Origin of the sequence: Kangiella sediminilitoris (assembly GCF_001708405.1) — a bacterium.
GTDB lineage: Bacteria > Pseudomonadota > Gammaproteobacteria > Enterobacterales > Kangiellaceae > Kangiella > Kangiella sediminilitoris.
The window spans coordinates 1,936,473-1,962,201 of the sequence record NZ_CP012418.1 but is presented as its reverse complement, the minus strand read 5'-3'; the positions used below and the strand labels follow the sequence as shown (position 1 = coordinate 1,962,201).

Here is a 25,729-nt window from a genome sequence, read left to right as displayed (position 1 = left end):
TACTGAATGACAAACATTCTTGATCGTGTTGAGCAACACTTATTCAAAGAGTCCGATCTTACTGTAGATGCAGTTCAAAAGGCGATCGGAGCTCTAGGTCACTACCAGCAGGATTATGCAGATATATTCTTGCAGGAAGTCGTGATGGAATATTGGCAGTTGGAAGATGGACTGGTCAAAGACGCTAGCTTTAATTTAAACAAGGGGCTGGGTATCCGGAGCATAGACGGCGAGAAAACCGGTTTTGCCTACGCCAATCAATTTGAGCAGACCGCTTTAAATAATGCGCTTGCGGCTGCTACCAGTATCAGTAGGGCGGGTCAGTCTAAGACCATCAGTTTCAATCAAATGCAAAGAACGACAAGTCTTTATGAGCCTGAGTCTACTTTAGGAAATGTCGAGCAGGCACATAAAATAGCGTTGTTGCGACAGCTTGATGCCAAGGCGCGTCAACTGGATGAAAAAGTTAAGCAGGTAATTGTTAGTTTGTCGGCAGCGGATGAGCATATGATGGTGGCGGCCATTGATGGTACCCTGGCCGCAGATATTCGCCCTATGATTCGTTTGAACGTGACGGTGGTTGCAGAGCATGATGGGCGCCGCGAGCGTGGAAGTTCTGGAATGGGAGGCCGTTACAGCTGGCACCATCTGATTAGTCTGGACCTTGAACAATTAGCAGAGCGTGCAGTTAGCCAGGCTCTTATCAATCTGGAAGCGGTTGAAGCACCTGCGGGAACTATGCCGGTGGTGCTTGGTAACGGCTGGCCAGGGGTGCTTCTTCATGAGGCGGTTGGTCATGGCCTTGAGGGCGACTTTAATCGCAAAGGCTCTTCTGCATATGCTAATCGGATGGGACAGAAAGTCGCCTCCGAACTGTGTACGGTTGTTGATGATGGCACTTTACAGAACCAGCGTGGTTCTCTTAATGTAGATGATGAGGGTACGCTTACCCAGTCTAACGTTTTGATAGAAAAAGGTGTCCTGAAAGGATATATGCAGGACAAGCATAATGCTCGTCTTATGGGGCAGTCTCCAACAGGTAATGGCCGAAGAGAGTCTTACGCGCATTTGCCCATGCCGAGGATGACTAATACACTGATGCTTTCAGGAGAGTCTGAACCAGAAGAAATTATTCGCAGCGTTAAGAAAGGGGTTTATGCTCCTAACTTTGCCGGCGGTCAGGTAGACATTACTTCAGGCAACTTTGTGTTCAGTGCCAGTGAGGCTTATTTGATAGAAGACGGTAAGTTGACGGCACCAATCAAAGGTGCGACTTTAGCCGGTAATGGGCCAGAGGTTTTAAAGTATGTCAGTATGGTTGGGAATGATAGCCAGCTAGATCCCGGAATCGGCATTTGCGGGAAAGATGGACAAAGTGTTCCCGTCTGTGTCGGCCAGCCTACTTTGAAAGTGGATCAGCTGACCGTGGGTGGTACTCAGTCCGGTTAAGCTTAACTGTCTTGAAATTCTGCAAAATCTCTCAAGTACCTGAAAAGTTCTCTCTGGTATTTGGGAGGTTTTTTGAGAGACTTTTCCTTGGTCGCATTTCGGACCAGCTGTCTCAGGTGCTGACGCTCCAGGTTAGGTGCCACCTGAAGTAACTCAAAGGCAGCTTCATCACCTTCTTCCAGCAGGCGTTCTCGCCAATGCTCACACAACTTCTCTCTTTGAACTTCCAGAGTATGCTGCTGGTTATTAATGACGAGTTGTTGCTCAATACCTTCAACATCCTCATTTCGGAGTAATTTGCCTAGATACTTAATTTGTCGCTTTAATCCGGTGTGATGCCCGATTTTAGGAATTTCTCGCAAAGCATGAAGCAGAGTATTTGATATGGGCAGTGTTTGCCATTGCTGCTCATTTAGCTTCGCCAGCTTCTCTCCCAAAGCCGTTAGCTCAAGCATTTCTTTTTTGATCTGTGATTTGGATTTTTCTTCAGCGAAATCTTCGCCTTCTTCGTAATTATCTATCATCATCGTATGGCAGCAGAAACTTTACTTTATGATAACGCTTTACGGGTAATTGTGGTAGCGTATCACCTAATGAATGCTTGTTATTCGGGCTTTTTATTGTATTTTAAGTCTTTATAATGACACAGCGAAATATAGCAAAATTATCAATCAAGGGAGCTACTCTTGTCGCAGGTCGATAGTCAACAACTTACTTTAAAGCAAATTGCCAAACAGCAGTCAGCAACCTCAGAGGTCATGCAGTCAATAGCTGATCGCGTTATTAGCGAAGCCAAAAAACTGGGAGCGGAGCAAACAGAAGTTTGGAGCTATAACACCATTGGCAATAGTCTTGAAGTGCGTAATGGAGAGCTTGAAACGCTGGAGTTTAACCAGGATAGCCATTTAGGCATTAATCTTTATGTGCAACAGCGAAAGGGTACGGTCTCAATAAATGACTTAACTGAAGCTGCGGCTCTTAAGGGCCTGGAAGCGGCGTTTAATATCGCTAAATACACCGAGCCTGATCCCTATGCTGGGTTAGTTGAAGCCGATAGAATGGCAACAGAGTTTAAGGACCTGTCTTTAGATCATCCTTTTGATTTATCACTTGAAGATATGTTGGCAGTAGCCCAGGAAGGTGAGGCCGCTGCGCTAAAACATAAAGAAATAAAACAGTCTGAAGGCGCAAATTTTTATAGTCATCGCTCCCTATCATCCTATGCTAACAGTCATGGCTTTAGAGGCCTGAATCAAACCACTCGCTACAGTCTATCCAATGTACTTATTGGCGAGACAGAGAAAGGGATGATCCGTGATGGCTACTACACCTTGGGCAGGGACTTCAACGATCTGCTTTTACCGGCAGAAGTTGGTGAGGCAGCTGCCGAGCGAATAAAAAATAAATTAATACAGGGCAAATGCCGCTCTGGTCAGTACCCGGTCGTGTTTAGTCCTGAGGTTGCTCGTGGTCTATGGTCTCATTTATTAAGTGCCCTTAAAGGGGGGGCTTTATATCAAAGGTCGTCTTTTATGCTGGACAAACTTGGGCATAAGATATTGCCAGACTTTATCAGTATCAATGAAGACCCATTTTTGCTGAAAGGTTTAGGCAGCTCAAACTATGATAGTGATGGTGTTGCAACTCAGCAGCGTACTATCGTTGGTGAGGGTATTTTAAACGGATACTTTTTAAGTGGTTATTCTGCTCGGCGTCTGGGTATGGAAACCACAGGTAATGCCGGCGGCATCCACAACATCAGCATTGATTCAGAAAAGAAAAGTTTGGATTCAATATTAAAGGATCTCGGTACAGGTCTTCTTGTAACGGAGGTCATGGGGCAAGGCGTTAATATCGTAACAGGTAATTATTCCAGAGGTGCCAGTGGGTTCTGGTTTGAGAATGGAGTAATTCAGCATTACGTTCAGGAAATTACTATTGCAGGAAACCTGGAGCAAATGTTGCAGTCGATAGTATCGATGGGTAGTGACGTGGATAAACGCTCAAGCATACTGACCGGCTCTGTGGCGATAGAGAGAATGACCGTAGCAGCCTAAGCGAAAAAGTAGGTTGCCAGACCCAGTAGTGCAAAAAATCCAGCAACATCGGTTACCGTGGTCAGAACCACGCCACCGGCAATGGCTGGATCAATATTGAGCTTCTTTAGAACCAGAGGTATGCTGGCTCCGCTGATAACACCGGTTACCAGATTGAAAAGCATGGCTCCACCGATAGTTATGGCGAGGTGAAAGTGATTGACGCCGGATTCTCGATAGAATGAAAAGGCGTAAACCAGTGTCGATATAATAATCGCCCATAAAATTCCGTTAATGATACTCACTGCCAGTTCTTTTTTCAGAAAGTAGGACTGGTTTCCGTCACTAATATGTCCAAGCGACATACCCCGGATAACCAGAGTGAGAGTCTGGGTTCCTGCAATGCCACCCATACTCGGTACTATGGGTAAAAGTACTGCGAGGAGCGTTACCTTTCCGATGGTGCTTTCAAAAAGACCAATCACAAGCGCCGCCAATATTACAGTTAGTAAATTAATACCTAACCATACGGCACGTTTTTTTGCGGTTTCCATTACTGGACCAAAGGTATCTTCTAATTCGTCCAGACCTGCCATAGACATTAATGAGTGATCGGCTTCTTCACGGATAACATCAACCACGTCATCGATGGTGATACGGCCTAAAAGACGGCCCTCGTTATCCAGTACAGGAGCTGATACCAAATCATGACGCTCAAATATTTGTGCGACTTCGGTGTCTATCATATCCGCTGGAATGGTGAACATTTCCTCGTCAACGATTTGCGTGATTGAGGTGTCTGGATCACAGGTCAGTATGGCGCTGATTGGAACTGAGCCAATGAGAACGTCACGTGAATTGACCACGTAGAGATGATCCGTATGAGGTGGCATATTACCGCGAATTCGCAAGTAACGAAGCACAACTTCCACCGATACTCGAGGTCTGATCATGATCGTATCTGTATTCATCAGACCGCCAGCGGTATCTTCCGGATAGGTCAGTGCGTGCTCAATTAATGCACGGTTTTGCTCATCCAGCAGGCGTAAAACCTGATTACTGACGTTATGAGATAAATCACCCAGAATATCCACAACATCATCCGTATCAAGATCTGCCAGTGCATTAGCCAGTTCTTGCGGCTGCATGTTTTCGATGAAGTTCTGACGAATTTCATCGTTAAGATGTTGTAGTACATCACCTTCACGTTCTTTATCCAGCAGCTGCCAAATAACGTTACGTACTCTTGGCGGGGTGGATTCCAGAAGGTGAGCGATATCCGCTGAGTGGAGCTCTTCCAGCAGGTTGCGGACAGGAATAAGGTGACCACTGTCGAGGGCAGAGTTAAGAAGCTGCAGCTGTTCTTGACGAGTCTGATTGTTTTGATTCTCAGCCATAGCTACCCTGTTAGTGGTTGATTTTATTGCTTTATTCTAACGTAGCTGGCGAGTCTAATCCAGCCGCTTGAGCCTTAGACGGATTTAAAATGAGACCGGTTACATTTTGTTGAGCTGACTATGCTCAACAGTGAGGTTAGGGTAGTTTGTATTCAGGAACTTCCCAAGGGTTTCAACCATATAAACGGAGCGATGCCGGCCCCCAGTACAACCAATTGCGCAGGTAAAATAACTACGCCCCTGTTTGCTGAACTCAGGAATCCAGGTAGTAAGGAAGACTTTTAGCTGCCAGGTATACTCCATAACCAATGAACTTGATGATAGGTACTCTACTATTTCCTGATCCTTACCGGTTAAGTCTCGAAGTTCTTCAACCCAATAGGGGTTAGGTAAGCAGCGTACATCAAAAACAAAGTCCGCGTCCTTTGGAGCACCGTGTTTAAAGCCGAAAGACACAAGGCGCACATCCATTTGTTGATTTGAATTTGAGGTGACTCTTTCGCGAACTCGCTCTCGTAGTTCGTGCGGAGTCAGTTCAGAGGTGTTGATAACCAGATCAGCTGATGCGCGTACTGGAGAAAGTAGGTTGCTTTCTTCATTAATCGCATCCCTCAGAGAATAACCTTCTTTGGTCAGTGGGTGACGTCGACGAGTTTCACTGAAGCGTTTTAGTAAAACATTTTCATCGGCATCAATAAACAAAACCGAAGCCTGTGGTGCTGCAGCTTTAATCTGTTCCATTTGATCTGAAAAATTGGCCAGGGTGTTAGGGTTTCTGGCATCTACACCAATAGCAATTTTATCGTTTTGTAAGATGTGATCATTAATGACATTCAGTGTCAGGCTGAGAGGCAGGTTATCGATACAGTAGTAGCCTGCATCCTCTAGTGCTTTAAGAACGACAGATTTTCCTGAGCCTGAGCGACCGCTTACAATGACTAATTTCAAGAAGCTTTTTCCTTTTCACCATATTCTTTAAAGGCTTGTTCAATGATATCAAATAATGCTTCATTATTGTGAGCATTCCTGATTTGGGCACAAAATGTTTTATTATCGAAGATTGTCTTTACTTGTTCGATTCCCGCTAAGTCTCGAAAATCCAGATCCTTAGGGATAAGCAGGGCAAACATTACATCTATGTTTTCTTTATCGGAAGCAAAAAAATCTACCGGAGTGTCCAGAGTAGCCAGAATTGCTATGGGTTTTTCGCAGTTACTTAGTCGGCCATGGGGAAGGGCTATACCATTACCAATTGCCGTTGTACCAACCTGCTCCCGTTCAGTTAGTGCTTGGAGTATTTCAAATGAATCAAGTGATTCACAACTTTGGCTGAATATGTTGGCGAGAACCTGTAAGGCTTTTTTCCTGCTTGAGGCTTGCAACCCGAGCTGGCAGCGCTCGGGTGCAAGAGTTTCTAATATGTGCATTATGGTTTTAGTGACGAGTCATCTTTTCTTTATGTTTTATCACTTGTCGGTCTAACTTATCAATCAATAAATCAATCGCAGCATACATATCTTCTGACTCGCTATTCGCAAATATTTCTCCACCGTTAACATGTAAGGTTGCTTCAGCAATTTGGCGAATTTTTTCAACACTCAAGACTACGTAAACATTATTGATATGGTCGAAATGTCGCTCTAGTTTCGAAAATTTTTCATCGACGAATTGTTTTAGCGGTTCTGTAATTTCTAAATGACGACCTGTTAGATTGATTTGCATAATAAATAATCCTTCTATTAAAAATTAGTGTAAATGATGGTAACTCGAAACGTCTAAGGCGCGGTTACCTGAGTTCACGTGCGAAGGGGCCACATGACTCGGCGGAATACTGTATCCACAGTGGATAGGTTGGAAATAATAAGGTTGGTTTAATAGTTCACCTCCTTTTTTCGGCTGGAGACTACTGATTGAAAAGAATCCGGGGAATGATCGCTTGTTATGTGTATAAGAAAAACGCTTAAGTAGGTTCTTGGATTTAGAGTGTATCCAAGTTAGGAGGGTGTACAATGTTGGGCGTTCTGTCATTACCACTAAGCTAATCAATTCCTTCTTGACCCTTTAGTTACAAGTTACCCTGAGATTGAGAATCTTGCAAGGCTTATTATAAATTTGGGGATGAGCTCTTAGTTTTCAATGACTAGGATCACATTTTAAAGTGTTCACCTAAGTAACGCTGCCTAACTACCGGATTTGAAAGGATTGTATCTGTGTTGCCGTCGGCAATGATATTCCCACTATCAACGATATAGGCCCTTTCACAGACATCCAGTGTTTCACGCACGTTGTGGTCTGTGATAAGTACTCCCAGACCACGCTCTTTCAACTGCATGATGATACTTTTAATTTCGATCACCGAAATAGGATCTACCCCTGCGAATGGTTCATCCAGCAGAATAAACTTCGGATCATTAGCAAGTGCTCTGGCAATCTCTACGCGACGACGTTCACCGCCGGACAGGCTCATGCCAAGACTGAGACGGATATGCTCAATATGGAATTCCGCCAGCAATTCGTCGAGTTTTTGTTCTCTCTGTTCTTCGCTTAAGTCCTTGCGAAGCTGAAGGATCGACATGATATTGTCTTGAACTGACAACTTCCTAAAAATTGACGCTTCCTGCGGCAAATAACCAATTCCTTTTTGAGCGCGTGTGTGCATGGCGTTATCAGTAATATCTTCGTCTGCCAGCATAATCTTGCCTGCGTCCGAAGGTACCAGGCCTACAATCATATAAAATGAAGTCGTTTTTCCTGCGCCATTAGGGCCTAACAAACCGACAATCGAACCCTGTTCGACTTCCAGTGAGACGCTCTCAACAACTTTGCGGGACTTATAGCTCTTGGCTAAATTCTGGGCCTTTAATGCACTCATGTTACTGCTGGTTCTCTTCTTCTAAGGCTTTATCATCATCTTCGGAGTTTTCTTGTTCGAGCTCAACGTTGCTGTCTACTTCTTGTGGCTCTTGCTCGAGGGCTTTTTCTGTTTCCGTTTTTTCCGCTGGCGGTTCATCCTGCCAGTAGAACTCAGTGACCACAGGTTGTGAGCCGTCAGCACTTTGAGTCGCCGAGATGCGTTTAGTCTCGCCGTCATAAGTTAGCATTGCTGCCGATGTATTGGATGAGCCCTGTGTAAGTTTAACTGAGCCGACCAACTGAGTTTTTCTATCCTTACCGTTAGAGCGAAGTGTGTCCGCAATAGCAGTAATTTCAGATTGATTCGGCTGGTTCAAAATAAACTGAGTCGGTGAGCCTTTAAGTACAAAGCCGAAGCCGTCAGTTATCTGTTGGTTAGCACGTAACTTGTTACCAATCAGAGTAAGCTGATCGCCTGCGGATTGTTGAATGATCTTGATATCACCATCCGCAGCCAGTTCTCCTGTCTGTTGCTGATAGCTTATTTTGGGTGCCTCGATATCTGTTGTTTCACCAAGTTCGTTCACATGATGAATTTTTACCGGGCTACCTTCAGCTGTAATGATGCCAGCATCTTCACCTTGCTTGATAAGTTTGTCGGCACGAATGATAAGCTGACCATGTTCGTAAACAACATTATTCTCATAGACTACCAGAGGGGGCTCTTGTGAAGCCTCAATATAGGAATTGTCCGAGCGTAATTTTGACTTTTCAAATTCTGCTGCAGGCACCTTTGCTACAAGTGCTGACAGCAGTGATAAACCTAATGTAATAGTTAGTATTTGCTTCATAGTTCTTCAGAGACAACTTGAGATTTAAACTTAATCGTATTTTCTTTCAAGTCGGCTGTCATGCCCTTGGCTCTTTGCCGAAAAATAGTGTTGTTCAACTCAACTGCAGCATCTGTAAAAGCCGTTTGAGTGGTAAAATCAATCATTAATTGTGGCATTGTCAGTGTCATTGGAGGTCGCTGACTTTGTGAGTTGAGCTCAATTATCACATTTCCTTCAAGCTCAAGCTGTTCGCTCAGTTCATTGTTAACGGCTTTCTCAGCCGTAATCTGCCAGCGGCGGTCTGGAGACATCACCACAAAGTTTGGCTGTTCCAAACGAGTTTGCATAATATCTTTAAAGTGGGACGTTTTGCTACTGGTAAATTTTCGTGTTGTTTCACCTTGTTCGTTAAACTCCAGGGTTGAGGTATTCACCAGATAGTAGTCTGGGTTGTTGTTGGAGGTTACAAAGTCAGGTCTGTTCTCAACAGAGCTATCCCACAGAAAGGCCACCACGAAAGTACCTGGTACTAGTAACCATAATATTTGGCGACCTTTCAAAAATGTCATCAATAATACTCCCGGTGAAGAGACTCTAGCCCCGACTGGCTTTGTAGTATCATATCGGTAATTTCCCGTACAGCACCGTGACCACCTTTACTGTCGGTGACCCAGTCAGCATGTTCGCGAACAAACCAGTGCCCATCAGATACTGTAACACCAAGGCCTGAACGGCGCATTAACGGCAGGTCTGGCAGGTCATCACCCACATGACAGACCTCGAAAGGCTGGATAGAGAGTTTCTCACAGAGTTCGGTATAAGCTGCTATTTTGTTCTGCTGTCCTTGGTAATAGTGCTGGATCGATAGTTCCTGGCAACGTTTGGCTACGATTTCAGAGTTGCGGCCAGTGATGATTGCAACCTCGACACCGTGCTTCATTAAACTCTTAAGGCCAAAGCCATCTTTAATATTGAACGTTTTTAACTCTTCACCATGGTTGCCAATAATAACCTGGCCATTACTCAGCACACCATCAACGTCGCATATTAATAGTTTAATGCGGGCAGCTTTTTCCAGTAACTCTTCTGAATAGTGTGGTTTTATCATCACACCACTCCTGCTTTTAATAAATCATGCATATGAACCGCGCCCAGAGGCTTATTCTTATCGTCTACCACAATAAGACAGGTAATGCTGTTCTGCTCCATTAACCCAAAGGCATCTACCGCCAGGGCATCTGCTGTAATAGTTTTACATCCTTTGGTCATTACGTCCTCGATGATGGCATCAACACCGACTCCTTTTTCAAAGGCTCGTCGTAAATCGCCGTCTGTAAAAATGCCCAGTAACGAGTGATCCTTATCTAGGATTGCCGTCATTCCCAAACGTTTGTCTGTCATTTCTAACAGGGCATCTTTGATAGGAGTGTCAGGGGTAACTGCCGGAAAACTTTCAGCACTATGCATCAGGTCGTCCACCTGTAATAAAAGTCGCTTACCCAGACTCCCACCCGGGTGGGATAGAGCGAAATCATCAGGTGTAAAACCTTTCGCTTCCAGTAGTGCCACTGCAATCGCATCCCCTAAAGCCAATACTGCTGTAGTTGAGGCTGTGGGTGCCAGATTATGAGGACATGCTTCCTGTTGAACTTTAACTGTAAGATGGATTGCGCTCGCTTTAGCCAGGCTGGAGTCCGGATTACTGGTTATACTGATTAGCGGAATTTTGCGGCGCTTAATTACAGGAATAAGGGATGTAACTTCATGAGTCTCCCCTGAGTTCGAAAGAGCAATAACGACATCACGCTCTTCGATCATTCCGAGGTCACCATGACTGGCTTCTGCAGGGTGTACAAAGAAAGCAGGAGTGCCGGTACTGGCAAACGTAGCAGCCATTTTACCGCCGATATGTCCTGATTTTCCCATACCAATGACGACAACTTTTCCCTGGCAGTTTAGTAAACGCTGGCAAGCAGCAAAAAAGTCATTATTAAGCTGGCTCTTAAGTTGCTCAACGGCCTGGCTTTCAATATTGATAACGCGCTCAGCGCTTTCTAGGAACTGTTGCTTGCTTGGCTGTTGACTCAAACCTTTACTCCTAACTGCCTGCTATATATGAATTATTTGAGTTATTGTACTCGACCTTAGAGTACGAAGAACCGAACTATATAATACCCCAGGAAGACAGCAACTAAAATACCGCCCTCGATACGGTTGATTTTACCGGTACCGCGTATGCCATAGGCCATTATGGCGGTTGCTATGATTAAGGCCAGCATCAGGGGGTAATCAACATAAAGGATCTTATCCTCTATCACTGGCGCAGCGATAGCTGCAGGGATGCCGAGTACTCCAAGTAGGTTGAATATGTTGGAACCAATGACATTCCCGATGGCAATTTCGTGTTCATTTTTCAAGACACTGGCAACCGAAGCGCCAAGCTCTGGCAAGCTGGTCCCCAAGGCAACGATGGTCAGGCCAATGACTGTTTCTGACACACCGAAAGCGGTGGCAATTCCACTGGCACCAACGATAAGAAGCTTTGAGCTTCCTACCAGCAAGACAAGACCTAAAATGACCCAAAAGGTTGCTTTGCCTGTGGGCATACCTTCGGGCAGTTCCTCAATCAACTCGTCAACCATTGGGTCATGCTTCTGGCGGGACTGTATACCCGTGCGCACTAACCAGATGAAATATAAAACCAAAGCTCCCAGTAAAATAAACCCTTCAATATGACTGAGGCGTAAATCAAGAAAGAAGAAAAAGACAGCTAAAGAGCAGAGAAACAGGATCGGAATCTCTCTTCTTAGCAGTGTCGAATGAATTAATAACGGCTTTACCAGTGCAGTAATGCCTAGAACCAGTGCAATATTGGTAATATTGGAGCCTAGGGCGTTACCAATAGCAACTTCTGGGCCACAATCTGGTTTATCGGGAGCACAGGTCTTAAATGAGTCCAGTATTGATACGAAAATTTCTGGAGCTGATGAACCGATGGCAACAATTGTCAGTCCTACAATTAGTCGAGACACACCAAGGTTTCGGGCGATCGCTGCTGCGCCGTCAGTAAAGCGATCAGCGCTCCACATCAGAAGAGTAATACCGATAATGATGTAGGTAATATTTTCTATCATGGGAACCTTAATGGATTATCTTGAGTACTATTATAGGGTTAGCAGAGTGTCGATTTATAGCGGCAAACTGTAACTAAGCTTTGCTAATCGGTCGCTGAAAACCTGCAAAAACGAGCGCGCTATTGTACAAGGTTGGTCTGAGATTGTCATTAAAAGTCGTGGCTGCAGCCCATGCTATATGGTTGATTTGCTTTTATTTTAAGAGAACTTAACGATTATTCTCGAGTTTTATGCAGTATGTCACTTTATGTTATTGTGTAAATTCGGCATTGAAAGGTGTTTATTCGGTCAATTTACGGTAAAATCCTGCCTCTTTACAGTCATATTTGATAATTCACCGCCTGATTCGGTCTTAACTTAGACAAATTTGATAGGCATAGTGTGAATTCATCAGTCATTTATCAGCAAACGAAGATTTTCCTAATGGTAGAAGAGATCAAAAAGCTTATAGAGCAAGCAATCGATACAACAGAATTACGCGTAGATGGTGATGGCAGTCATTATCAGGTTATCGTGGTTAGTGAGCAGTTCGAAGGCCTGCGCGCCGTAAAAAAACAGCAAATGGTTTACGCTGCTGTTAATGAGCACATTGCTAGCGGTGAAATTCACGCGTTGACGATCAAAGCATACACTCCTGCTGAGTGGGAAAAAGCGAAGTTATTTGTTTAGGCTGAAGTACGCTTCATGGCTCAAACATCAATTAAGAACGTAAGGCATATTGATGGATAAACTATTAATCAAAGATGCTGGTCCACTTGATGGTTCAGTAAAAATTTCTGGCGCGAAAAATGCCGCGCTTCCTATTTTAATGGCCAGCTTATTAGTAGATGGAGTGACCTCCATTGGTAATTTGCCTCACCTTAATGATGTCACTACGACTCTTGAGTTATTAGGTAGGCTAGGTGCGCAGCTCACCATTGACGATAAGTTCAATGTTGAGATCGATGCCTCAAACATCCATAGCCATGAAGCTCCCTACGATTTGGTTAAAACCATGCGCGCCTCTATCCTGGTGCTAGGGCCATTAGTTGCCCGCTATGGCCAGGCGGAAGTGTCCTTGCCGGGAGGCTGTGCTATCGGTGCACGACCAGTGAATCTACACATTGATGGCCTGCGCGAGATGGGAGCTGATATTGAGGTAGAGGGTGGTTACGTTAAAGCTAAAGTTGATGGTCGTTTAAAGGGTGCTCAGGTGGTAATGGACACAGTAAGTGTTGGTGCAACTGAAAATCTGATCATGGCTGCAACGTTAGCTGATGGTGAGACTATCATTGAAAATGCTGCCCGTGAGCCTGAAGTTGTTGATTTGGTTAATTTCCTCAACAAGATGGGAGCGAAAATTACTGGTGAAGGGACTTCTGTAATTACGGTTCAAGGTGTAGAGCGCCTTCATGGTGGTGAACACAATGTACAGCCAGATCGTATTGAAACGGGAACCTATCTGGTTGCAGCGGCGTTAACTCGCGGTCGGATCTTATGCAAGAATACGGATCCAAAACTGTTGGATGCGGTGCTGAAAAAGCTGCAGGAAGCAGGAGCCGAAGTGAATACCGGCGACAACTGGATTGAGCTTGATATGAAAGGACAGCGTCCTAAAGCTGTAAATATCAAGACAGCACCATACCCAGCTTTCCCTACTGACATGCAGGCACAATTCTGTGCGTTAAATGCCGTTGCTGAAGGTACCGGTACTATTACAGAAACTATTTTTGAAAACCGCTTTATGCACGTTCTGGAAATGCAGCGTATGGGGGCGGAGATTAATATTGAAGGTAATACTGCGATTTGTAGAGGTGTTGAAAAGCTATCTGGAGCCCAGGTAATGGCTACAGACTTGCGTGCTTCCGCCAGTCTGGTTCTATCAGGGCTAGTCGCTAATGGTGAGACCTTGGTTGACCGAATTTACCACATTGATCGTGGTTATGAGACTATCGAAGAAAAGCTACAAAATCTTGGTGCTTCTATTAAGCGAGTTGGCTGATCATTTGCTGACCAAACAAAAAAGGCGCTGAAACAGCGCCTTTTTTTGTTATCAGACTGACTTACTGCGGAGTTCTTCGTCCAAGTGTTACCTCTGTGGTCTGGGTGTCATTCCCTCGGATATACTCCACAGTTATTTCCGACTCTGGTGGTAAATTCCAGATTGCTGATATCAGATCGGCAGAATTATAGATCGGCTTATCATTCACCTTCGTAATGATATCCAATGGTTGCATACCAGCCTGATCAGCTGGCCCGTTAGTATTAATACCTGTGACGACAATTCCTTTCCCGTACGGAAGTTGATTAATTCTTTGTTGTAACTGCTGTACTTGGGGCTCAGACAGATTTAGTTCAGTACTAATCGAACGAATATTAATCGTCATATCGCCATCCAGACCAAGCCAGCCTCTATTAACCTCTCCATGTTCCATTAACTGCTGTACTACATGAGCAACGTTATTGGCGACAATGGCATAGCTTTGATAGAGCTTTTCACCTTGCTCACTTCGAGTGCTGAGGGAGGTAATTCCAATCAACTCTCCTCGGCTGTTTACTAGCGCTCCTCCTGAGTTGCCCGGGCGTAGTGAGGCATCTGTTTGAATGTAGTGTGATACTCTCGAGAAGAATTTTGCGCTGATGATGCCTTGCGTAACGGTCTGGTTGAAAGCCATATTGGGTGTACCAATGGCAAAAACCCAGTCTCCTACCCGGCTATTATCCTGCTGTGGCAGTGGTAGATAATGAGGAGGGGTAATATCAACCTGCAACAGGGCAATATCTGAATCGACGTCGACACCAATAATGGTTGCGTCTAATTGTTGCCCCTGATTCAACTCTACAATGACGGTGGCTGCTTTATCTAAGACATGAGCATTCGTTACAAGATGCCCCTGATCATCAATAAAGACACCGGAGCCATTATTAAGGAAAGCACAGGCATTTGTTTCAGGTGGCAGGGCTTGCAGGTTCGCCCCGCAGGCTTCACTGTTAAGAGGAAAAGCCTGTGATCGTGCTTTTATACTGACCACAGCCGGCTTTACTGTCTGCAACATGTCCGCAAAGCCATCATGCAGCTTGATTTTTGGGGGATTACCTGGCTGGCCAGTATTCTGTTCCGCCCGTTCATTTTTATGTGAAAACTTTTCGGGCATAAAAACGATAAATAGAGCCGCTATACCCAAACCAATCAGCAAGTATTTAATGATGAAACCAAGGAATTCAAATATTTTCATTGTTATCTCTTTTTTGGAGTTATTAGTTTGTGCCAGTTTTGCTTTCTTCATCAGATTCTTGGCTGCCCAATTGTTCTGGCTCAATACCTGATTGTTTTGCCTTATCTACAGCGTCCTTAGACAGGTCTGTAAACTGTGACTGCTTCGACTTTGAATCGTTCGGGTGATAGTCATCATCCATGTCATCGTCTGCCCAGTCTTTAGGTGGCGTCACTTCAATATCGATGTCTGGCGAATCCAAGTCTGTTGAAACGTCTGTTTTTATCTGCCCAACCTCCTCAGGAGAGGCGTCATTGCTCTCAACAAAAACTTCCTCATACGACTCTTTTTCAGTTTCATTTTTTTGAGTTTCCAGGGGCTCTTTTGCCAGCTTCTCTTCGGCATCAATTACGTCTGATGGGTTTGAGTTTGAAGGTAGGGCGTCTGAACCCACTGGGGCCGAGAGCTTAAGTTTAAAGTCGTTGGCTGACAGTTTATTGGCGCCTTCGGCAAGGTGTTGATACAAGGTTTTGTATTCTTCCGTCAGGTTTGAAAAGAGGCGTGCTGTCTCGTCAAAGTGTTGATTAACGCCACTTTTTAATTGCTCAAGCTCCTGATCCTTAGAATTAAGTTCCTTCCTAAGATCTTTGGTTCCATTTTTAAGGCCGTGCCAACGACCAATGAGAAAAGCAGAGATGCCAGCGATAAGGACGAAGAAAATAATAAGAACTGGTGACATTCAATGATTCCTTTTGCTTGTGAGCCTGACCATTACCCGAAATTAAAACGGGCGGATTGCAGATATTCTTACTTTACGCTTATGATACACAAAAGATAAGGAAAATTTCGAGTAGAATAATGAGTCAAAAAACACGTTTAGTCATCACTTTGGGAATTTTATTTACCATTGTCTTTGTTCTTTGCGCGATAAATCCTCATGACAGGGCGGACTGGGCTTTGGAAAATGCCCTAACCGTCATCTTCGTCATTGCCCTTGTTTCAACCTATAAATTCTTCCCTCTATCGAAAACCTCATATATCTGCATCTTTATTTTCATGTGTTTCCACGAGGTGGGTGCGCACTACACTTATGCTGAGGTACCTTATAACCAGTGGACAAAAACACTTTTTGGCAGCGAGCTGAACAGCTGGTTTGGCTTTGAACGTAATCACTATGACAGGCTGGTTCATTTCCTCTATGGGCTACTATTGGCGTATCCCATCCGAGAAGTCTTTGTAAGGGTAGGGAACGTTAAAGGGTTTTGGGGCTACTTTCTTCCTTTGGATCTGACGATGTCGACTTCGATGATTTTTGAGTTAATCGAATGGGGGGCTGCGGAATACTTTGGTGGCGATCTGGGAGTTGCCTATCTCGGTACGCAAGGGGATATCTGGGATGCACATAAAGATATGGCATTAGCCAGCCTCGGAGCGCTAATCACGATGTTGGTCGTAGCAACGATTAATTACAAGTGGCAAAGAGGTTTTGCAGAGGAGTGGAATCATTCCTTATCTATTAAACGCAGGGCTCCTTTAGGCGAAGAGTCTGATTACTAACTTGAGCCTTCAATCAATTTCTTGAATATTGTTTTCCCGGTAATACGAGAGATCTAAAAACCTCCTTTTTGAATAACGACATTTTATCCGTTTATAAAACATGCGAAAATAGCGCACACTATTGTTCTTAAGGTTTATGTTTTGAGTAGCGATAAGTTTTTAATCCCCGGAGCAGCAGGCTCCATTGAGGCAACGCTTGATCAAGCTGAAGGTGATGAGAGAAACGCTGTAGCTGTATGTTGTCATCCGCACCCCGTTCATGGAGGGGCTATGACGAACAAGGTTATTTATACCGTTTCAAGAACGTTAGCCAGCATGGGGATACCGTCGGTTCGCTTCAACTTCAGAGGCGTTGGCCGCTCTGAGGGTGAGTATGATGAGGGTCGTGGTGAGCAGCAGGACCTTATCAAGGTTATTGAGTGGGCTCGGCAAGAGTATCCCGGCAGGCCATTGTGGCTAGCAGGTTTCAGCTTTGGCTCATGGATTGCTGCACTCCAGGCTAAAGAGCAAGAAGCCGCTCAGCTGGTTTCTATTGCGCCGCCGGTTAACCGTTTCAGTTTTGAAGACTTTGAAATTCCTGACTGTCCCTGGCTGGTCGTTATGGGGGATGCTGATGAAGTAGTTGACCCAAAAGCTGTTTTTGACTGGGTGGGCGAGCTTGAGCCTCAACCAGAATTAATAAAAATGTCTGAAGCCGGGCATTTCTTCCATGGGAGGTTGGTCGAGCTAAGAGAAAAGCTCACCGAGGCTTTGACTCCTAACTTGCCAGAGTCCTTGTAAGCTATGACGCCAATAGAAAAGTATCAGCAGGACTTGAATGCGGGCTTCTCGAGGGATCAGGCTCAAGAGGATGCGGTTAAGGCATTGCAACGTGTCTACGATGACTTGCTGCAGGCAAGACCCGCAAATGGGTTCATGCAGAAATTGTCTCGATGGCTATCGGGCGACAGTAAGCCGGTTCAAGGACTCTATATGTGGGGTGGTGTCGGACGCGGCAAAACCTACCTGATGGACACTTTCTTCAATACATTGCCACTAAAAGCGAAGGTTCGGCTGCACTTCCATCGTTTCATGCACGAGGTCCATAATGAATTAAAGGCTCTTGCTGGTGAGAAAAATCCATTGGTTATTATCGCTGATCAGTTGGCTGAAAGAGCAAAAATTATCTGCTTTGATGAGTTCTTTGTTACTGATATTACGGATGCCATGATTCTGGGAGGTCTATTTGAAGAGCTATTTAAGCGCCACGTTGTATTGGTAGCAACATCCAATATTCCACCGGAAAAACTGTATTGGAACGGCCTGCAGCGTGAAAGATTCATACCGGCTATCGAGCAGATTCAAGAGCATTGCGAAGTAATGAACGTTGATGGCGGCGTGGACTATCGCCTGAGGACACTGGAGCAGGCTGAAATTTATCATTACCCACTGGACAGCGTTGCAGATAACAATATGGAGCAGTATTTCGAGCAGTTAGCGGGAGAGCGGGGAGAAATACACCGCAAGCTGAAAGTAGAGGGGCGTCTGATCGAAACGGTCCGTTGGTCTGAGAATATTGTCTGGTTTACCTTCGATGCTATCTGTAAAACTGAGCGTTCGGCGTCTGATTATATTGAGCTCTCACGAGGTTATCACACGGTCTTTGTCAGTAGGGTACCGCAAATGGATGACTCCCTGAATGATGCTGCACGCCGTTTTATTGCACTGATTGATGAGTTCTACGAGAGGCATGTAAAGTTAATTATCTCTGCCGAGGTTCCAATGGAGCAGCTGTACATAGGAAAGGGACTGGCATTCGAATTTAAGCGCACCTTGAGTCGCTTACAGGAAATGCAGAGTAAGGAATACCTCAGTTTAGAGCACCTGGCATAATATTAAGGGATGAAAAAAGCCGGCAAATGCCGGCTTTGTGTTAATACGTAATTAGAACTAGGTTTATGAAGCCATATCCTTCAGCTTTTTCAAAGGGCGAACTTTAACAGCTGTTGAAGCTGGTTTTGCCTTAAATGTGGTTTCTTCGCCAGTGAAAGGGTTAATTCCCTTACGTGCCTTAACAGCAGGTTTTTTTACTGTACTGATTTTCAATAAGCCTGGTAGGGTAAACTCTCCAACAGAACGTTTCTTGATATGACGCTCGATTACAATCCCTAGCTCGTCAAGTACCGCCCCCACGTCTTTTTTTGCTAAGCCGGTCTGGGCTGCTATTTCATTAAGGATTTGGGTCTTAGTGAACTTCTTTTTGACTGCGGTGACCTTGCGAGTTGTATTATTTGCCATTTTTCCTTTGCCTCTTGGGTTGTTTGACTGTTAAAATACCTTCTTGTCTTGGCGAGCAATGCAAAATTGACTCTCCCAACGCAGTTTTATTTATAGCGTTAAAAGCCCCGTAAATAAAGTCTTTTTGACAGGATTTGTTTTAAAAATCGATAATTTGCCCAAGACGAAACATAAATTTGGTAAATCCTTGGCCTGCCACTTGTAATATAGGGGCGGGTTCTGTATGATTTGCGCTCTTTTTTTAGGGTCGCTAAAGGCTTAAGTTATGTAGCCGAAGGCTCTATTCGCGGGTGCAAATGGCTTTTGGAGCTTAACGAATATGAAAACATTTAATGCAAAGCCGGAAACTGTTAAGCGCGACTGGTATGTCGTCGATGCAGCAGGCAAAACATTAGGTCGCCTAGCGACTGAAGTTGCTCGCCGTTTGAAAGGCAAGCACAAGGCTGAATATACACCTCACGTTGACACTGGTGATTACATCGTTGTGATTAACGCTGAGAAAGTTACTGTTACAGGTAACAAAGCGGAAGATAAGAAATACTACCGTCACTCTGGCTACCCTGGTGGTATTAAAGAGACTAACTTCAATAAACTTCAAGCTGAGAAGCCTGAGATGATTATTGAAAAAGCGGTTAAAGGTATGTTGCCTAAGAATCCATTAGGTCGTGATATGTTCCGCAAATTGAAAGTTTACGCAGGCTCTGAGCACAAGCATGAAGCTCAGCAACCTATTGAATTAGATATTTAAGGTAGGAAATCATGGCTGAACAATACTACGGTACAGGTCGTCGTAAAAGCTCAACAGCTCGCGTATTCTTGCGTCCTGGTAACGGTGACATCACTGTAAACCAAAAGAGCTTAGACCAATACTTTGGTCGTGAGACGTCACGTATGGTCGTTCGTCAACCACTAGAGTTGACAGAACTTCTAGAAAAATTCGATGTATACGTCACCGTTTCTGGTGGCGGCGGTACTGGTCAAGCGGGTGCAATCCGCCACGGTATCACTCGTGCATTGATGGAATATGATGAAGAACTTCGTGCGCCACTACGTCAGGCGGGTTATGTTACTCGTGATGCACGTGCAGTTGAGCGTAAGAAAGTTGGTCTTCACAAAGCACGTAAGCGTCCTCAGTTCTCTAAACGTTAAGAGATTTTCAGGACGATATACCCGAAAAGGTATATACCAAACCAAAAAACACCCGCCTACATGGCGGGTGTTTTTGTATGTGTAGCCGATAACTTTTTGAAGTTATTATGGAATTTGAAAGTTGAGCCTGAAAGCTTTGTCCCGCTCTTCTGGTCAGACCACATTGTAATGACCACTCATTTCCTATAAGATATGCGCCCAGTAACCTGCCGCTGAGACCGTAAGTAATATCTCTAGTGATTATGGCAGCTTATTATCAATATTGATTTAGTCCCACCTGTTATTTTGACGGGTGGGTTTTCTTCGTGGGGAGACTATTCGAATGAGTAATCAGGGCGTAAACAAAGGACGCAGAAATCTCCTGATCGGCGCTACTTCAGCAGTAGGCGCGGTTGGTGTGATTGGTGCGGCTGTACCTTTTGTACGTTCCTGGGCACCGAGTGCGAAAGCACAGTCAGCCGGTGCTCCAGTAGAGCAAGAATATAGCAAATTAGAAGTTGGTCAGCAGATTACTGTTGAGTGGCGTGGTAAGCCAGTGTGGATTCTGCGTCGTGATAAAAAAATGTTGAGCAGCATTTCTAAGAGTGAAGAGATGGTAGCGGATCCGGAATCTGAAAAAGAACAGCAGCCGGCTTATTGTAAGAATGAGCACCGCTCTATCGATCCTGAGATTTTTGTAGCGATCGGTATCTGTACACACTTGGGTTGTTCACCTAAATTATTCGCAGACCCGGGTTCATTAGAAAGTGATTGGTTAGGTGGTTTCTACTGCCCATGTCACGGTTCTAAGTTTGACTTGGCTGGTCGAGTTTATGCAGGTGTACCAGCGAATGCCAACTTGGAAATTCCACCTTATACAATCGACACATCATCTAAAGTGATAATTGTCGGTGAAGACGGAGGTGCCTAATGTTTAAAAGCTTTATGACATGGCTGGACGCACGTTTCCCTGCGACAAAAGTTTGGAATGAGCACCTGGCAGAATACTACGCACCAAAGAACTTTAACTTTTGGTACTTCTTCGGTTCTTTAGCACTGTTAGTTTTGGTTAACCAGTTGTTAACTGGTATCTGGCTAACTATGTTCTATAGCCCAAGCGAACCTTTTGCTTCCGTAGAATACATCATGCGTGATGTTGATATGGGCTGGATTATCCGCTATTTACACTCAACAGGCGCATCAGCGTTTTTCGTTGTGGTTTATCTTCATATGTTCCGTGGCATTATCTATGGTTCTTATAAGAAGCCGCGTGAGCTAGTGTGGATCTTCGGTATGATTATCTTCGTGCTACTGATGGCTGAAGCTTTCATGGGCTATTTGTTACCATGGGGTCAGATGTCATTCTGGGGTGCACAGGTAATTGTTAACCTGTTCAGTACTATCCCAGTGATAGGTGGAGACCTTGTAGAGTGGATTCGTGGTGACTTTACATTGTCGTTAGCGACTTTGAACAGATTCTTTGCACTACATGTTGTAGCAGTACCATTAGCGTTGGTAGCTATGGTGTTCTTACACATCGTTGCGCTTCACAAAGTGGGCTCTAACAACCCAGATGGCGTTGATATTAAAGAGCATAAAGATGAGAACGGTATCCCGTTAGACGGAATTCCTTTCCACCCTTACTACACAGTAAAAGATATTGTGGGAGTAGTGGTGTTCTTGATGATATTCCTCTCTATCGTATTCTTCGCACCAGACTTTGGCGGTTACTTCTTAGAGCGTCCAAACTTTGAGCCTGCGAACCCATTGAAGACACCGGCACACATTGCACCTGTCTGGTACTTCACACCGTTCTATACGATGTTACGAGCTGTACCGGATCCATTTGGTGGTTTCTTAGTAATGGCCGCTGCTATTGTGATCTTATTCTTATTACCATGGCTTGATCGTCAGAAAGTAAAATCAATCCGTTACCGTGGTTTATCATTCAAGCTACTTCTAGCGGTATTTGTTATTTCTTTCATCATCCTAGGTGTTCTTGGTGTAGTGCCAGTAACTGAATTCACGAAATGGCTAGGAAGAATTTGTACTATTTATTACTTCTTCTTCTTCTTCGCTCTTTGGTTCTTACCTAAGTTCGAGAAAACTAAGCCAGTACCAGAGAGGGTAACAGACAAATGAAAAAGTTAATTTCAGCTATTTTATTACTGCTGCCCGCTGTAGCGCTTGCTGCAGGTGGTGGCACGACGTATCCAAACGATAAAGCCAATGTTAACTACACTGATAAAGCATCTATGCAGAATGGTGCAAAGTTGTTTGTTAACTACTGTCAGGGCTGTCACTCAATGCAATACGTGCGTTATTCACGTATTGCCCAGGACCTGGATTTAACTGAAGAAGAAGCTTCTCAGCTAATCCTGGGTGATGGCAAACTTGGTGACACTATGGACAAGGCAATGGATCCTGAGTTGGCCAAGAAAAAATATTTTGGCGTAAATCCTTTGGACCTATCGTTAGCAGCTCGTGTTCGTGGTAACGACTGGTTATACAATTACCTGAGAGCATTCTACCTTGACCCAGCTCGTCCTTATGGCGTAAACAACACGGTTTTCCCTGGTGTTGGTATGCCACACGTGTTAGCTGATTTACAGGGCTTACAGGTCAAGAGTGATGAATTGCTAGCTGCTGAAGAAGTTATTTCCATGGGCAAAGCCCGCATGGAAGAACTTAAAGCAACAATCAAAAATCCAGAGTCTTCGGCCGAAGCAGTGGCTCGTGCTGAAGCGGATGTTGCGAAAATTGAAGAAGATATTCAAGACGCACAACAGGATATCGCTCGTATTTCTAGTAAGGGTAATATGTTCACCATCGTTGAAGAAGGTGATATGACTCCGGAAGAGTACGATCATGCAATTCGCGACTTAGTTGCTTTTATGGCGTATACCGCTAACCCGGTAAAAATGAAAAGTAAGAGTATAGGCCTTTGGACTATGCTATTCCTTCTCATTCTATTGGTGTTGGCATACTTCTTGAAGAAAGAGTTCTGGAAAGACCTTAAGAAGAAGTAGATTGGTATTGATGAGCCTCAAGTCACTTGAGGCTCAAATTGTTTAGGAGAAAGAGTATGGCCGTAGTTGCCAAGCGTTCAGTAATGACACTTTATTCGGGTAATGATGTGTACAGCCATCAGGTACGTATCGTATTAGCTGAAAAAGGTGTTAACTATGAAGTCGTTGAAGTGACTTCAGATAAAGTTCCGGAAGATTTAATGGACTTGAATCCCTATGGATCGGTTCCAACATTGATTGACCGTGACTTAGTACTTTATGAAGCAAGTATTGTCATGGAGTATTTAGACGAGCGTTTTCCGCACCCTCCGTTAATGCCGGTATACCCGGTTACTCGTGGCCGTAGCCGTTTGATGATGCATCGCATTCAGAAAGAATGGTACAGTCAGTATGAGATTATCGTTAATGGCACGGAAGCAAAAGCGAAAAAAGCACGTAAAGAACTTCAAGAAAGTATCCTGGCATTATCACCCGTATTCGCAAGCAACCCTTACTTTATGAGTGAGGAGTTTTCGTTGGTTGATTGTGTTATAGCTCCATTACTATGGAGAGCGGATAAGCTTGGTATCGAGATTAGCGGACGAGGTAGTAAAGCTATCCATGAGTATATGGAACGCATTTTCGAGCGTGAATCTTTTAAAGTTAGCTTAACTGAAGAAGAGCGCGAGATGAAATTGGGTCTAATGTAATGGCGAAATCTACGCCATTACAGCCCTACCTGTTAATCGCATACTACGAGTGGATGGTCGATAATGGCTGGACACCACAAGTATTAGTTGATTGTTCCTACCCAGAGGTTGATGTACCGCAACAGTTCGCAAATGATGGCAAAATTGTTTTAAATATTGCTCCAGAAGCCGTTGCAAACTTTGAACTTAACCATAATTACTTAAGTTTTAGTGCACGCTTTTCTGGTAAATCACTTAACATTTATATCCCGATGAACGCGATAGTAGCCATTTACGCTCGAGAAAACGATCAGGGAATAATGTTTTCACCAAATATGTATTCTGACGAGCCTGCAGAGGAACCTCAGCAGACCACCGATCATGATGATGGAGATGGTCCTGATGATGAGCCACCAAAGCCACCTAAGGGACGACCAAATCTAAAAGTCGTAAAGTAGTTGTCTGATTAGCAGATACAGTAAGTACAAATTTTCTTTTTCAGCCATTCTTCCTTTGCTGTCATGCCCATAAGCCAGGTAGGGTATGAGCCTTTAATTATTTTATATCGAGTATGGGCTTCCCGCTTGTTTCATATGGATAAAAAAAGCCCAGCAAGTGCTGGGCTTTTATGAGTACTAAGTCTTAGTTTATATACTCGAAAATCTTAATAACCTTTTTCACACCTGAAATATTACGCGCAACCAAAGCGGCTTTATCGCCTTCTTCACGAGTAACCAACCCCATTAAAAAAACTTCTCCAGCTTCTGTTACAACGTTAATTCGCTTTGAGTCTAATCCCTTTTCAGCGGCAAGACTGGATTTAACTTTTGTCGTGATCCAGCTATCCGACATAGTGCTTACTTTTTCAGGATCTGCGACCCGAAGTTCATTAAAAATTTTCCTGATTTCTGGAATGTCACGTACTTCGTTGGTTACCGTATTCTTAACCGCCTGGGTCGGAACCTGTCCATAAATTAATACATAGAGATTATGACTGTCGACTCCAATAAATGCTGGCTGGTTCTTGGCTTCTATGGCATCTGTAAGGGTCCTGACTCTGCTTTCAATGCTGTTATCTTCGGCAATGGTACCAAAGGTTGTGCAGGCTGGTAAAACAGTGACCGTAGCTATAGCAATAAGAGTAATACGAAAAAGTTTTTGGAATGTCATAAAAATTAAGCCTCGGTGCCAAATAATGTATTATCAATATAATCACACAATGCGTGAATGACGACTAAATGAACTTCTTGAATACGTGCAGTTGAATTAGAAGGGACGCGGATCTCGACATCATTTTGGCCTACTAGCCCTGCCATTTCGCCACCGTCCTTCCCCGTTAATGCGACGATAAGCATATCTTTACTAAGAGCAGTTTCCATGGCATTGATCACATTACGTGAATTGCCGCTGGTGGAAATTGCCAGAAGAATATCTCCAGGCTGACCCAGTGCCCGAAGTTGCTTCGCAAATACATCGTTGTAACTGTAATCATTAGAAATTGAGGTTAAAGTACCTGTGTCGGTCGTTAATGCGATAGCAGGAAGACTGGGCCTTTCTCTCTCAAATCGGTTCAGCATTTCTGAAGAAAAATGCTGTGCGTCACCAGCCGAACCGCCATTGCCACAACTGAGTATTTTATTGCCCTGGAGTAGGCTATTCACCATCAACTGACCAGCTTTGCCGATTGATTCGGGAAGTGAATCAGCCGCTGCAATTTTTGTTTGAATACTTTCAGTAAAAATGTCACGTATACGTTCTATCATGATAGCCTAGTTGTTCTTTACCAGCCTGATTGTTGAAAAGCATCTTTAAACCAATCGGCTGACAGGGATTTGTGCCCTAATGTTACGGAAACTACATCAAAACGACAATTCAGATGCTGATATTTTTTCATCTGTTGCAAAAAAAACTGTGCTGTTTTGATAATCTTCTGTTGTTTTCGATAATCTACCGTCTCGGCACCGCTCCCGTGCCGTGTGTTGGCTCGATATCTTACCTCTATAAATACTAGTGTATTTTCGCTTTGCATTATCAGGTCAATTTCACCGTGTTTTGAGTGGAAGTTGCGTTCTAATAACTTTAACTTACTCTTTTTCAACAATTGCTCTGCATAATGCTCTGCTTGTTTGCCCTTTTGACGCGAAAGCATAATCTTCCTTGATTATATATTTTTT

31 protein-coding genes are annotated in these 25,729 nt (G+C 44.2%); 14 read left to right on the top strand and 17 right to left on the bottom strand.

Annotation, left to right across the window (positions count from 1 at the left end):
- Positions 1 to 6: 6 nt before the first annotated feature.
- Positions 7 to 1,449: a metalloprotease TldD gene (gene tldD / locus KS2013_RS09100; RefSeq protein ID WP_068992805.1), complete on the top strand. Its 1,443-nt coding sequence runs from the start codon at positions 7 to 9 to the stop codon at positions 1,447 to 1,449.
- A gap of 2 nt (positions 1,450 to 1,451) precedes the next feature.
- Here tldD and yjgA read toward each other — a convergent pair whose 3' ends face one another.
- The gene (gene yjgA, locus KS2013_RS09095) at positions 1,452 to 1,976 is read right to left on the bottom strand and encodes a ribosome biogenesis factor YjgA (RefSeq protein WP_228703660.1); all 525 of its coding nucleotides are present in this window, start codon (positions 1,974 to 1,976) and stop codon (positions 1,452 to 1,454) included.
- A 159-nt stretch (positions 1,977 to 2,135) separates the two neighbouring features.
- Here yjgA and pmbA point away from each other — a divergent pair, with 159 nt between their 5' ends.
- Complete coding sequence (gene pmbA, locus KS2013_RS09090; RefSeq protein WP_228703659.1) at positions 2,136 to 3,506, top strand: metalloprotease PmbA; 1,371 nt, start codon at positions 2,136 to 2,138, stop codon at positions 3,504 to 3,506.
- On the opposite strand, the gene mgtE is transcribed toward pmbA, so the two are convergent.
- From mgtE to KS2013_RS09040, 10 genes are all read right to left on the bottom strand, one after another.
- Positions 3,503 to 4,882: a magnesium transporter gene (gene mgtE, locus KS2013_RS09085; protein WP_068992802.1), complete on the bottom strand. Its 1,380-nt coding sequence runs from the start codon at positions 4,880 to 4,882 to the stop codon at positions 3,503 to 3,505. The two genes, pmbA and mgtE, sit on opposite strands and share 4 nt — an antisense overlap.
- A gap of 99 nt (positions 4,883 to 4,981) precedes the next feature.
- A complete protein-coding gene (gene rapZ / locus KS2013_RS09080) occupies positions 4,982 to 5,830 on the bottom strand; it encodes an RNase adapter RapZ (RefSeq protein WP_068992799.1) in 849 nt (282 codons plus the stop codon).
- Positions 5,827 to 6,309: a PTS sugar transporter subunit IIA gene (locus KS2013_RS09075; protein ID WP_068992796.1), complete on the bottom strand. Its 483-nt coding sequence runs from the start codon at positions 6,307 to 6,309 to the stop codon at positions 5,827 to 5,829. The genes rapZ and KS2013_RS09075 overlap by 4 nt, the downstream gene beginning before the upstream one ends.
- A 7-nt stretch (positions 6,310 to 6,316) precedes the next feature.
- Positions 6,317 to 6,604, bottom strand: a complete 288-nt coding sequence (gene hpf, locus KS2013_RS09070; protein WP_068992793.1) for a ribosome hibernation promoting factor — start codon at positions 6,602 to 6,604, stop codon at positions 6,317 to 6,319.
- 424 nt (positions 6,605 to 7,028) lie between these two features.
- Positions 7,029 to 7,754, bottom strand: coding sequence for an LPS export ABC transporter ATP-binding protein (gene lptB / locus KS2013_RS09065; RefSeq protein ID WP_068992788.1), 726 nt, complete (start codon positions 7,752 to 7,754; stop codon positions 7,029 to 7,031).
- A 1-nt stretch (position 7,755) separates the two neighbouring features.
- A complete protein-coding gene (locus KS2013_RS09060) occupies positions 7,756 to 8,586 on the bottom strand; it encodes an LptA/OstA family protein (protein ID WP_068992785.1) in 831 nt (276 codons plus the stop codon).
- Complete coding sequence (lptC, locus tag KS2013_RS09055; RefSeq protein WP_068992782.1) at positions 8,583 to 9,137, bottom strand: LPS export ABC transporter periplasmic protein LptC; 555 nt, start codon at positions 9,135 to 9,137, stop codon at positions 8,583 to 8,585. Before lptC ends, KS2013_RS09060 begins: the two co-directional genes overlap by 4 nt.
- Positions 9,137 to 9,676, bottom strand: a complete 540-nt coding sequence (gene kdsC, locus KS2013_RS09050; protein WP_068992778.1) for a 3-deoxy-manno-octulosonate-8-phosphatase KdsC — start codon at positions 9,674 to 9,676, stop codon at positions 9,137 to 9,139. The genes lptC and kdsC overlap by 1 nt, the downstream gene beginning before the upstream one ends.
- The gene (locus KS2013_RS09045; protein ID WP_068992776.1) at positions 9,676 to 10,656 is read right to left on the bottom strand and encodes a KpsF/GutQ family sugar-phosphate isomerase; all 981 of its coding nucleotides are present in this window, start codon (positions 10,654 to 10,656) and stop codon (positions 9,676 to 9,678) included. Before KS2013_RS09045 ends, kdsC begins: the two co-directional genes overlap by 1 nt.
- 56 nt (positions 10,657 to 10,712) lie before the next feature.
- Positions 10,713 to 11,702, bottom strand: coding sequence for a calcium/sodium antiporter (locus tag KS2013_RS09040; RefSeq protein ID WP_068992773.1), 990 nt, complete (start codon positions 11,700 to 11,702; stop codon positions 10,713 to 10,715).
- Between the two features lie 423 nt (positions 11,703 to 12,125).
- Here KS2013_RS09040 and KS2013_RS09035 point away from each other — a divergent pair, with 423 nt between their 5' ends.
- Together KS2013_RS09035 and murA are read left to right on the top strand one after the other, a co-directional pair.
- Positions 12,126 to 12,371: a BolA family protein gene (locus tag KS2013_RS09035; protein WP_068992770.1), complete on the top strand. Its 246-nt coding sequence runs from the start codon at positions 12,126 to 12,128 to the stop codon at positions 12,369 to 12,371.
- 52 nt (positions 12,372 to 12,423) lie between these two features.
- Entirely contained in the window at positions 12,424 to 13,683 is a 1,260-nt protein-coding gene (gene murA, locus KS2013_RS09030) for a UDP-N-acetylglucosamine 1-carboxyvinyltransferase (RefSeq protein ID WP_068992768.1), read from the top strand.
- Between the two features lie 61 nt (positions 13,684 to 13,744).
- On the opposite strand, the gene KS2013_RS09025 is transcribed toward murA, so the two are convergent.
- A complete protein-coding gene (locus KS2013_RS09025; RefSeq protein ID WP_068994509.1) occupies positions 13,745 to 14,917 on the bottom strand; it encodes a trypsin-like peptidase domain-containing protein in 1,173 nt (390 codons plus the stop codon).
- Positions 14,918 to 14,939: 22 nt separating this feature from the next.
- Positions 14,940 to 15,635 carry a YhcB family protein gene (locus KS2013_RS09020; RefSeq protein WP_068992765.1) on the bottom strand — a complete coding sequence of 232 codons (696 nt, stop codon included), beginning with the start codon at positions 15,633 to 15,635 and terminating at the stop codon, positions 14,940 to 14,942.
- A gap of 119 nt (positions 15,636 to 15,754) precedes the next feature.
- Between KS2013_RS09020 and KS2013_RS09015 the strand changes: the two genes are divergently transcribed.
- The 3 genes from KS2013_RS09015 to zapE all read left to right on the top strand — a co-directional run bounded on the left by KS2013_RS09015 (position 15,755) and on the right by zapE (position 18,325).
- Positions 15,755 to 16,453, top strand: coding sequence for a DUF2238 domain-containing protein (locus KS2013_RS09015; protein WP_068992763.1), 699 nt, complete (start codon positions 15,755 to 15,757; stop codon positions 16,451 to 16,453).
- A 141-nt stretch (positions 16,454 to 16,594) separates the two neighbouring features.
- Entirely contained in the window at positions 16,595 to 17,233 is a 639-nt protein-coding gene (locus tag KS2013_RS12015) for an alpha/beta hydrolase (RefSeq protein WP_068992761.1), read from the top strand.
- A 3-nt stretch (positions 17,234 to 17,236) separates the two neighbouring features.
- Positions 17,237 to 18,325: a cell division protein ZapE gene (gene zapE / locus KS2013_RS09005; RefSeq protein ID WP_068992759.1), complete on the top strand. Its 1,089-nt coding sequence runs from the start codon at positions 17,237 to 17,239 to the stop codon at positions 18,323 to 18,325.
- 63 nt (positions 18,326 to 18,388) lie between these two features.
- Here zapE and KS2013_RS09000 read toward each other — a convergent pair whose 3' ends face one another.
- The gene (locus KS2013_RS09000) at positions 18,389 to 18,730 is read right to left on the bottom strand and encodes an HU family DNA-binding protein (protein ID WP_068992757.1); all 342 of its coding nucleotides are present in this window, start codon (positions 18,728 to 18,730) and stop codon (positions 18,389 to 18,391) included.
- 319 nt (positions 18,731 to 19,049) lie between these two features.
- Here KS2013_RS09000 and rplM point away from each other — a divergent pair, with 319 nt between their 5' ends.
- The 7 genes from rplM (at position 19,050) to KS2013_RS08965 (ending at position 24,013) form a co-directional block, all read left to right on the top strand.
- Complete coding sequence (gene rplM, locus KS2013_RS08995) at positions 19,050 to 19,478, top strand: 50S ribosomal protein L13 (RefSeq protein WP_068992754.1); 429 nt, start codon at positions 19,050 to 19,052, stop codon at positions 19,476 to 19,478.
- 11 nt (positions 19,479 to 19,489) lie between these two features.
- Positions 19,490 to 19,879, top strand: coding sequence for a 30S ribosomal protein S9 (gene rpsI, locus KS2013_RS08990; RefSeq protein WP_046561709.1), 390 nt, complete (start codon positions 19,490 to 19,492; stop codon positions 19,877 to 19,879).
- A gap of 322 nt (positions 19,880 to 20,201) precedes the next feature.
- Positions 20,202 to 20,789 carry a ubiquinol-cytochrome c reductase iron-sulfur subunit gene (gene petA / locus KS2013_RS08985; RefSeq protein WP_068992751.1) on the top strand — a complete coding sequence of 196 codons (588 nt, stop codon included), beginning with the start codon at positions 20,202 to 20,204 and terminating at the stop codon, positions 20,787 to 20,789.
- The gene (locus KS2013_RS08980; RefSeq protein WP_068992748.1) at positions 20,789 to 22,000 is read left to right on the top strand and encodes a cytochrome b; all 1,212 of its coding nucleotides are present in this window, start codon (positions 20,789 to 20,791) and stop codon (positions 21,998 to 22,000) included. The genes petA and KS2013_RS08980 overlap by 1 nt, the downstream gene beginning before the upstream one ends.
- A complete protein-coding gene (locus KS2013_RS08975; RefSeq protein WP_068992745.1) occupies positions 21,997 to 22,887 on the top strand; it encodes a cytochrome c1 in 891 nt (296 codons plus the stop codon). Before KS2013_RS08980 ends, KS2013_RS08975 begins: the two co-directional genes overlap by 4 nt.
- Before the next feature lie 56 nt (positions 22,888 to 22,943).
- Positions 22,944 to 23,576 (top strand): stringent starvation protein SspA, encoded by a 633-nt coding sequence (gene sspA, locus KS2013_RS08970; RefSeq protein WP_068992742.1) that lies wholly within the window; start codon positions 22,944 to 22,946, stop codon positions 23,574 to 23,576.
- A complete protein-coding gene (locus tag KS2013_RS08965) occupies positions 23,576 to 24,013 on the top strand; it encodes a ClpXP protease specificity-enhancing factor (RefSeq protein WP_068992738.1) in 438 nt (145 codons plus the stop codon). Before sspA ends, KS2013_RS08965 begins: the two co-directional genes overlap by 1 nt.
- Before the next feature lie 184 nt (positions 24,014 to 24,197).
- On the opposite strand, the gene KS2013_RS08960 is transcribed toward KS2013_RS08965, so the two are convergent.
- The 3 genes from KS2013_RS08960 to KS2013_RS08950 are packed head-to-tail and all read right to left on the bottom strand — an operon-like array spanning position 24,198 to position 25,704.
- On the bottom strand, positions 24,198 to 24,725 hold the full coding sequence (locus KS2013_RS08960) for a BON domain-containing protein (RefSeq protein ID WP_068992735.1): 528 nt from the start codon (positions 24,723 to 24,725) through the stop codon (positions 24,198 to 24,200).
- A 5-nt stretch (positions 24,726 to 24,730) separates the two neighbouring features.
- A complete protein-coding gene (locus KS2013_RS08955; protein ID WP_068992733.1) occupies positions 24,731 to 25,318 on the bottom strand; it encodes a phosphoheptose isomerase in 588 nt (195 codons plus the stop codon).
- Positions 25,319 to 25,335: 17 nt separating this feature from the next.
- On the bottom strand, positions 25,336 to 25,704 hold the full coding sequence (locus KS2013_RS08950) for a YraN family protein (protein ID WP_068992730.1): 369 nt from the start codon (positions 25,702 to 25,704) through the stop codon (positions 25,336 to 25,338).
- Positions 25,705 to 25,729 lie beyond the last annotated feature (25 nt).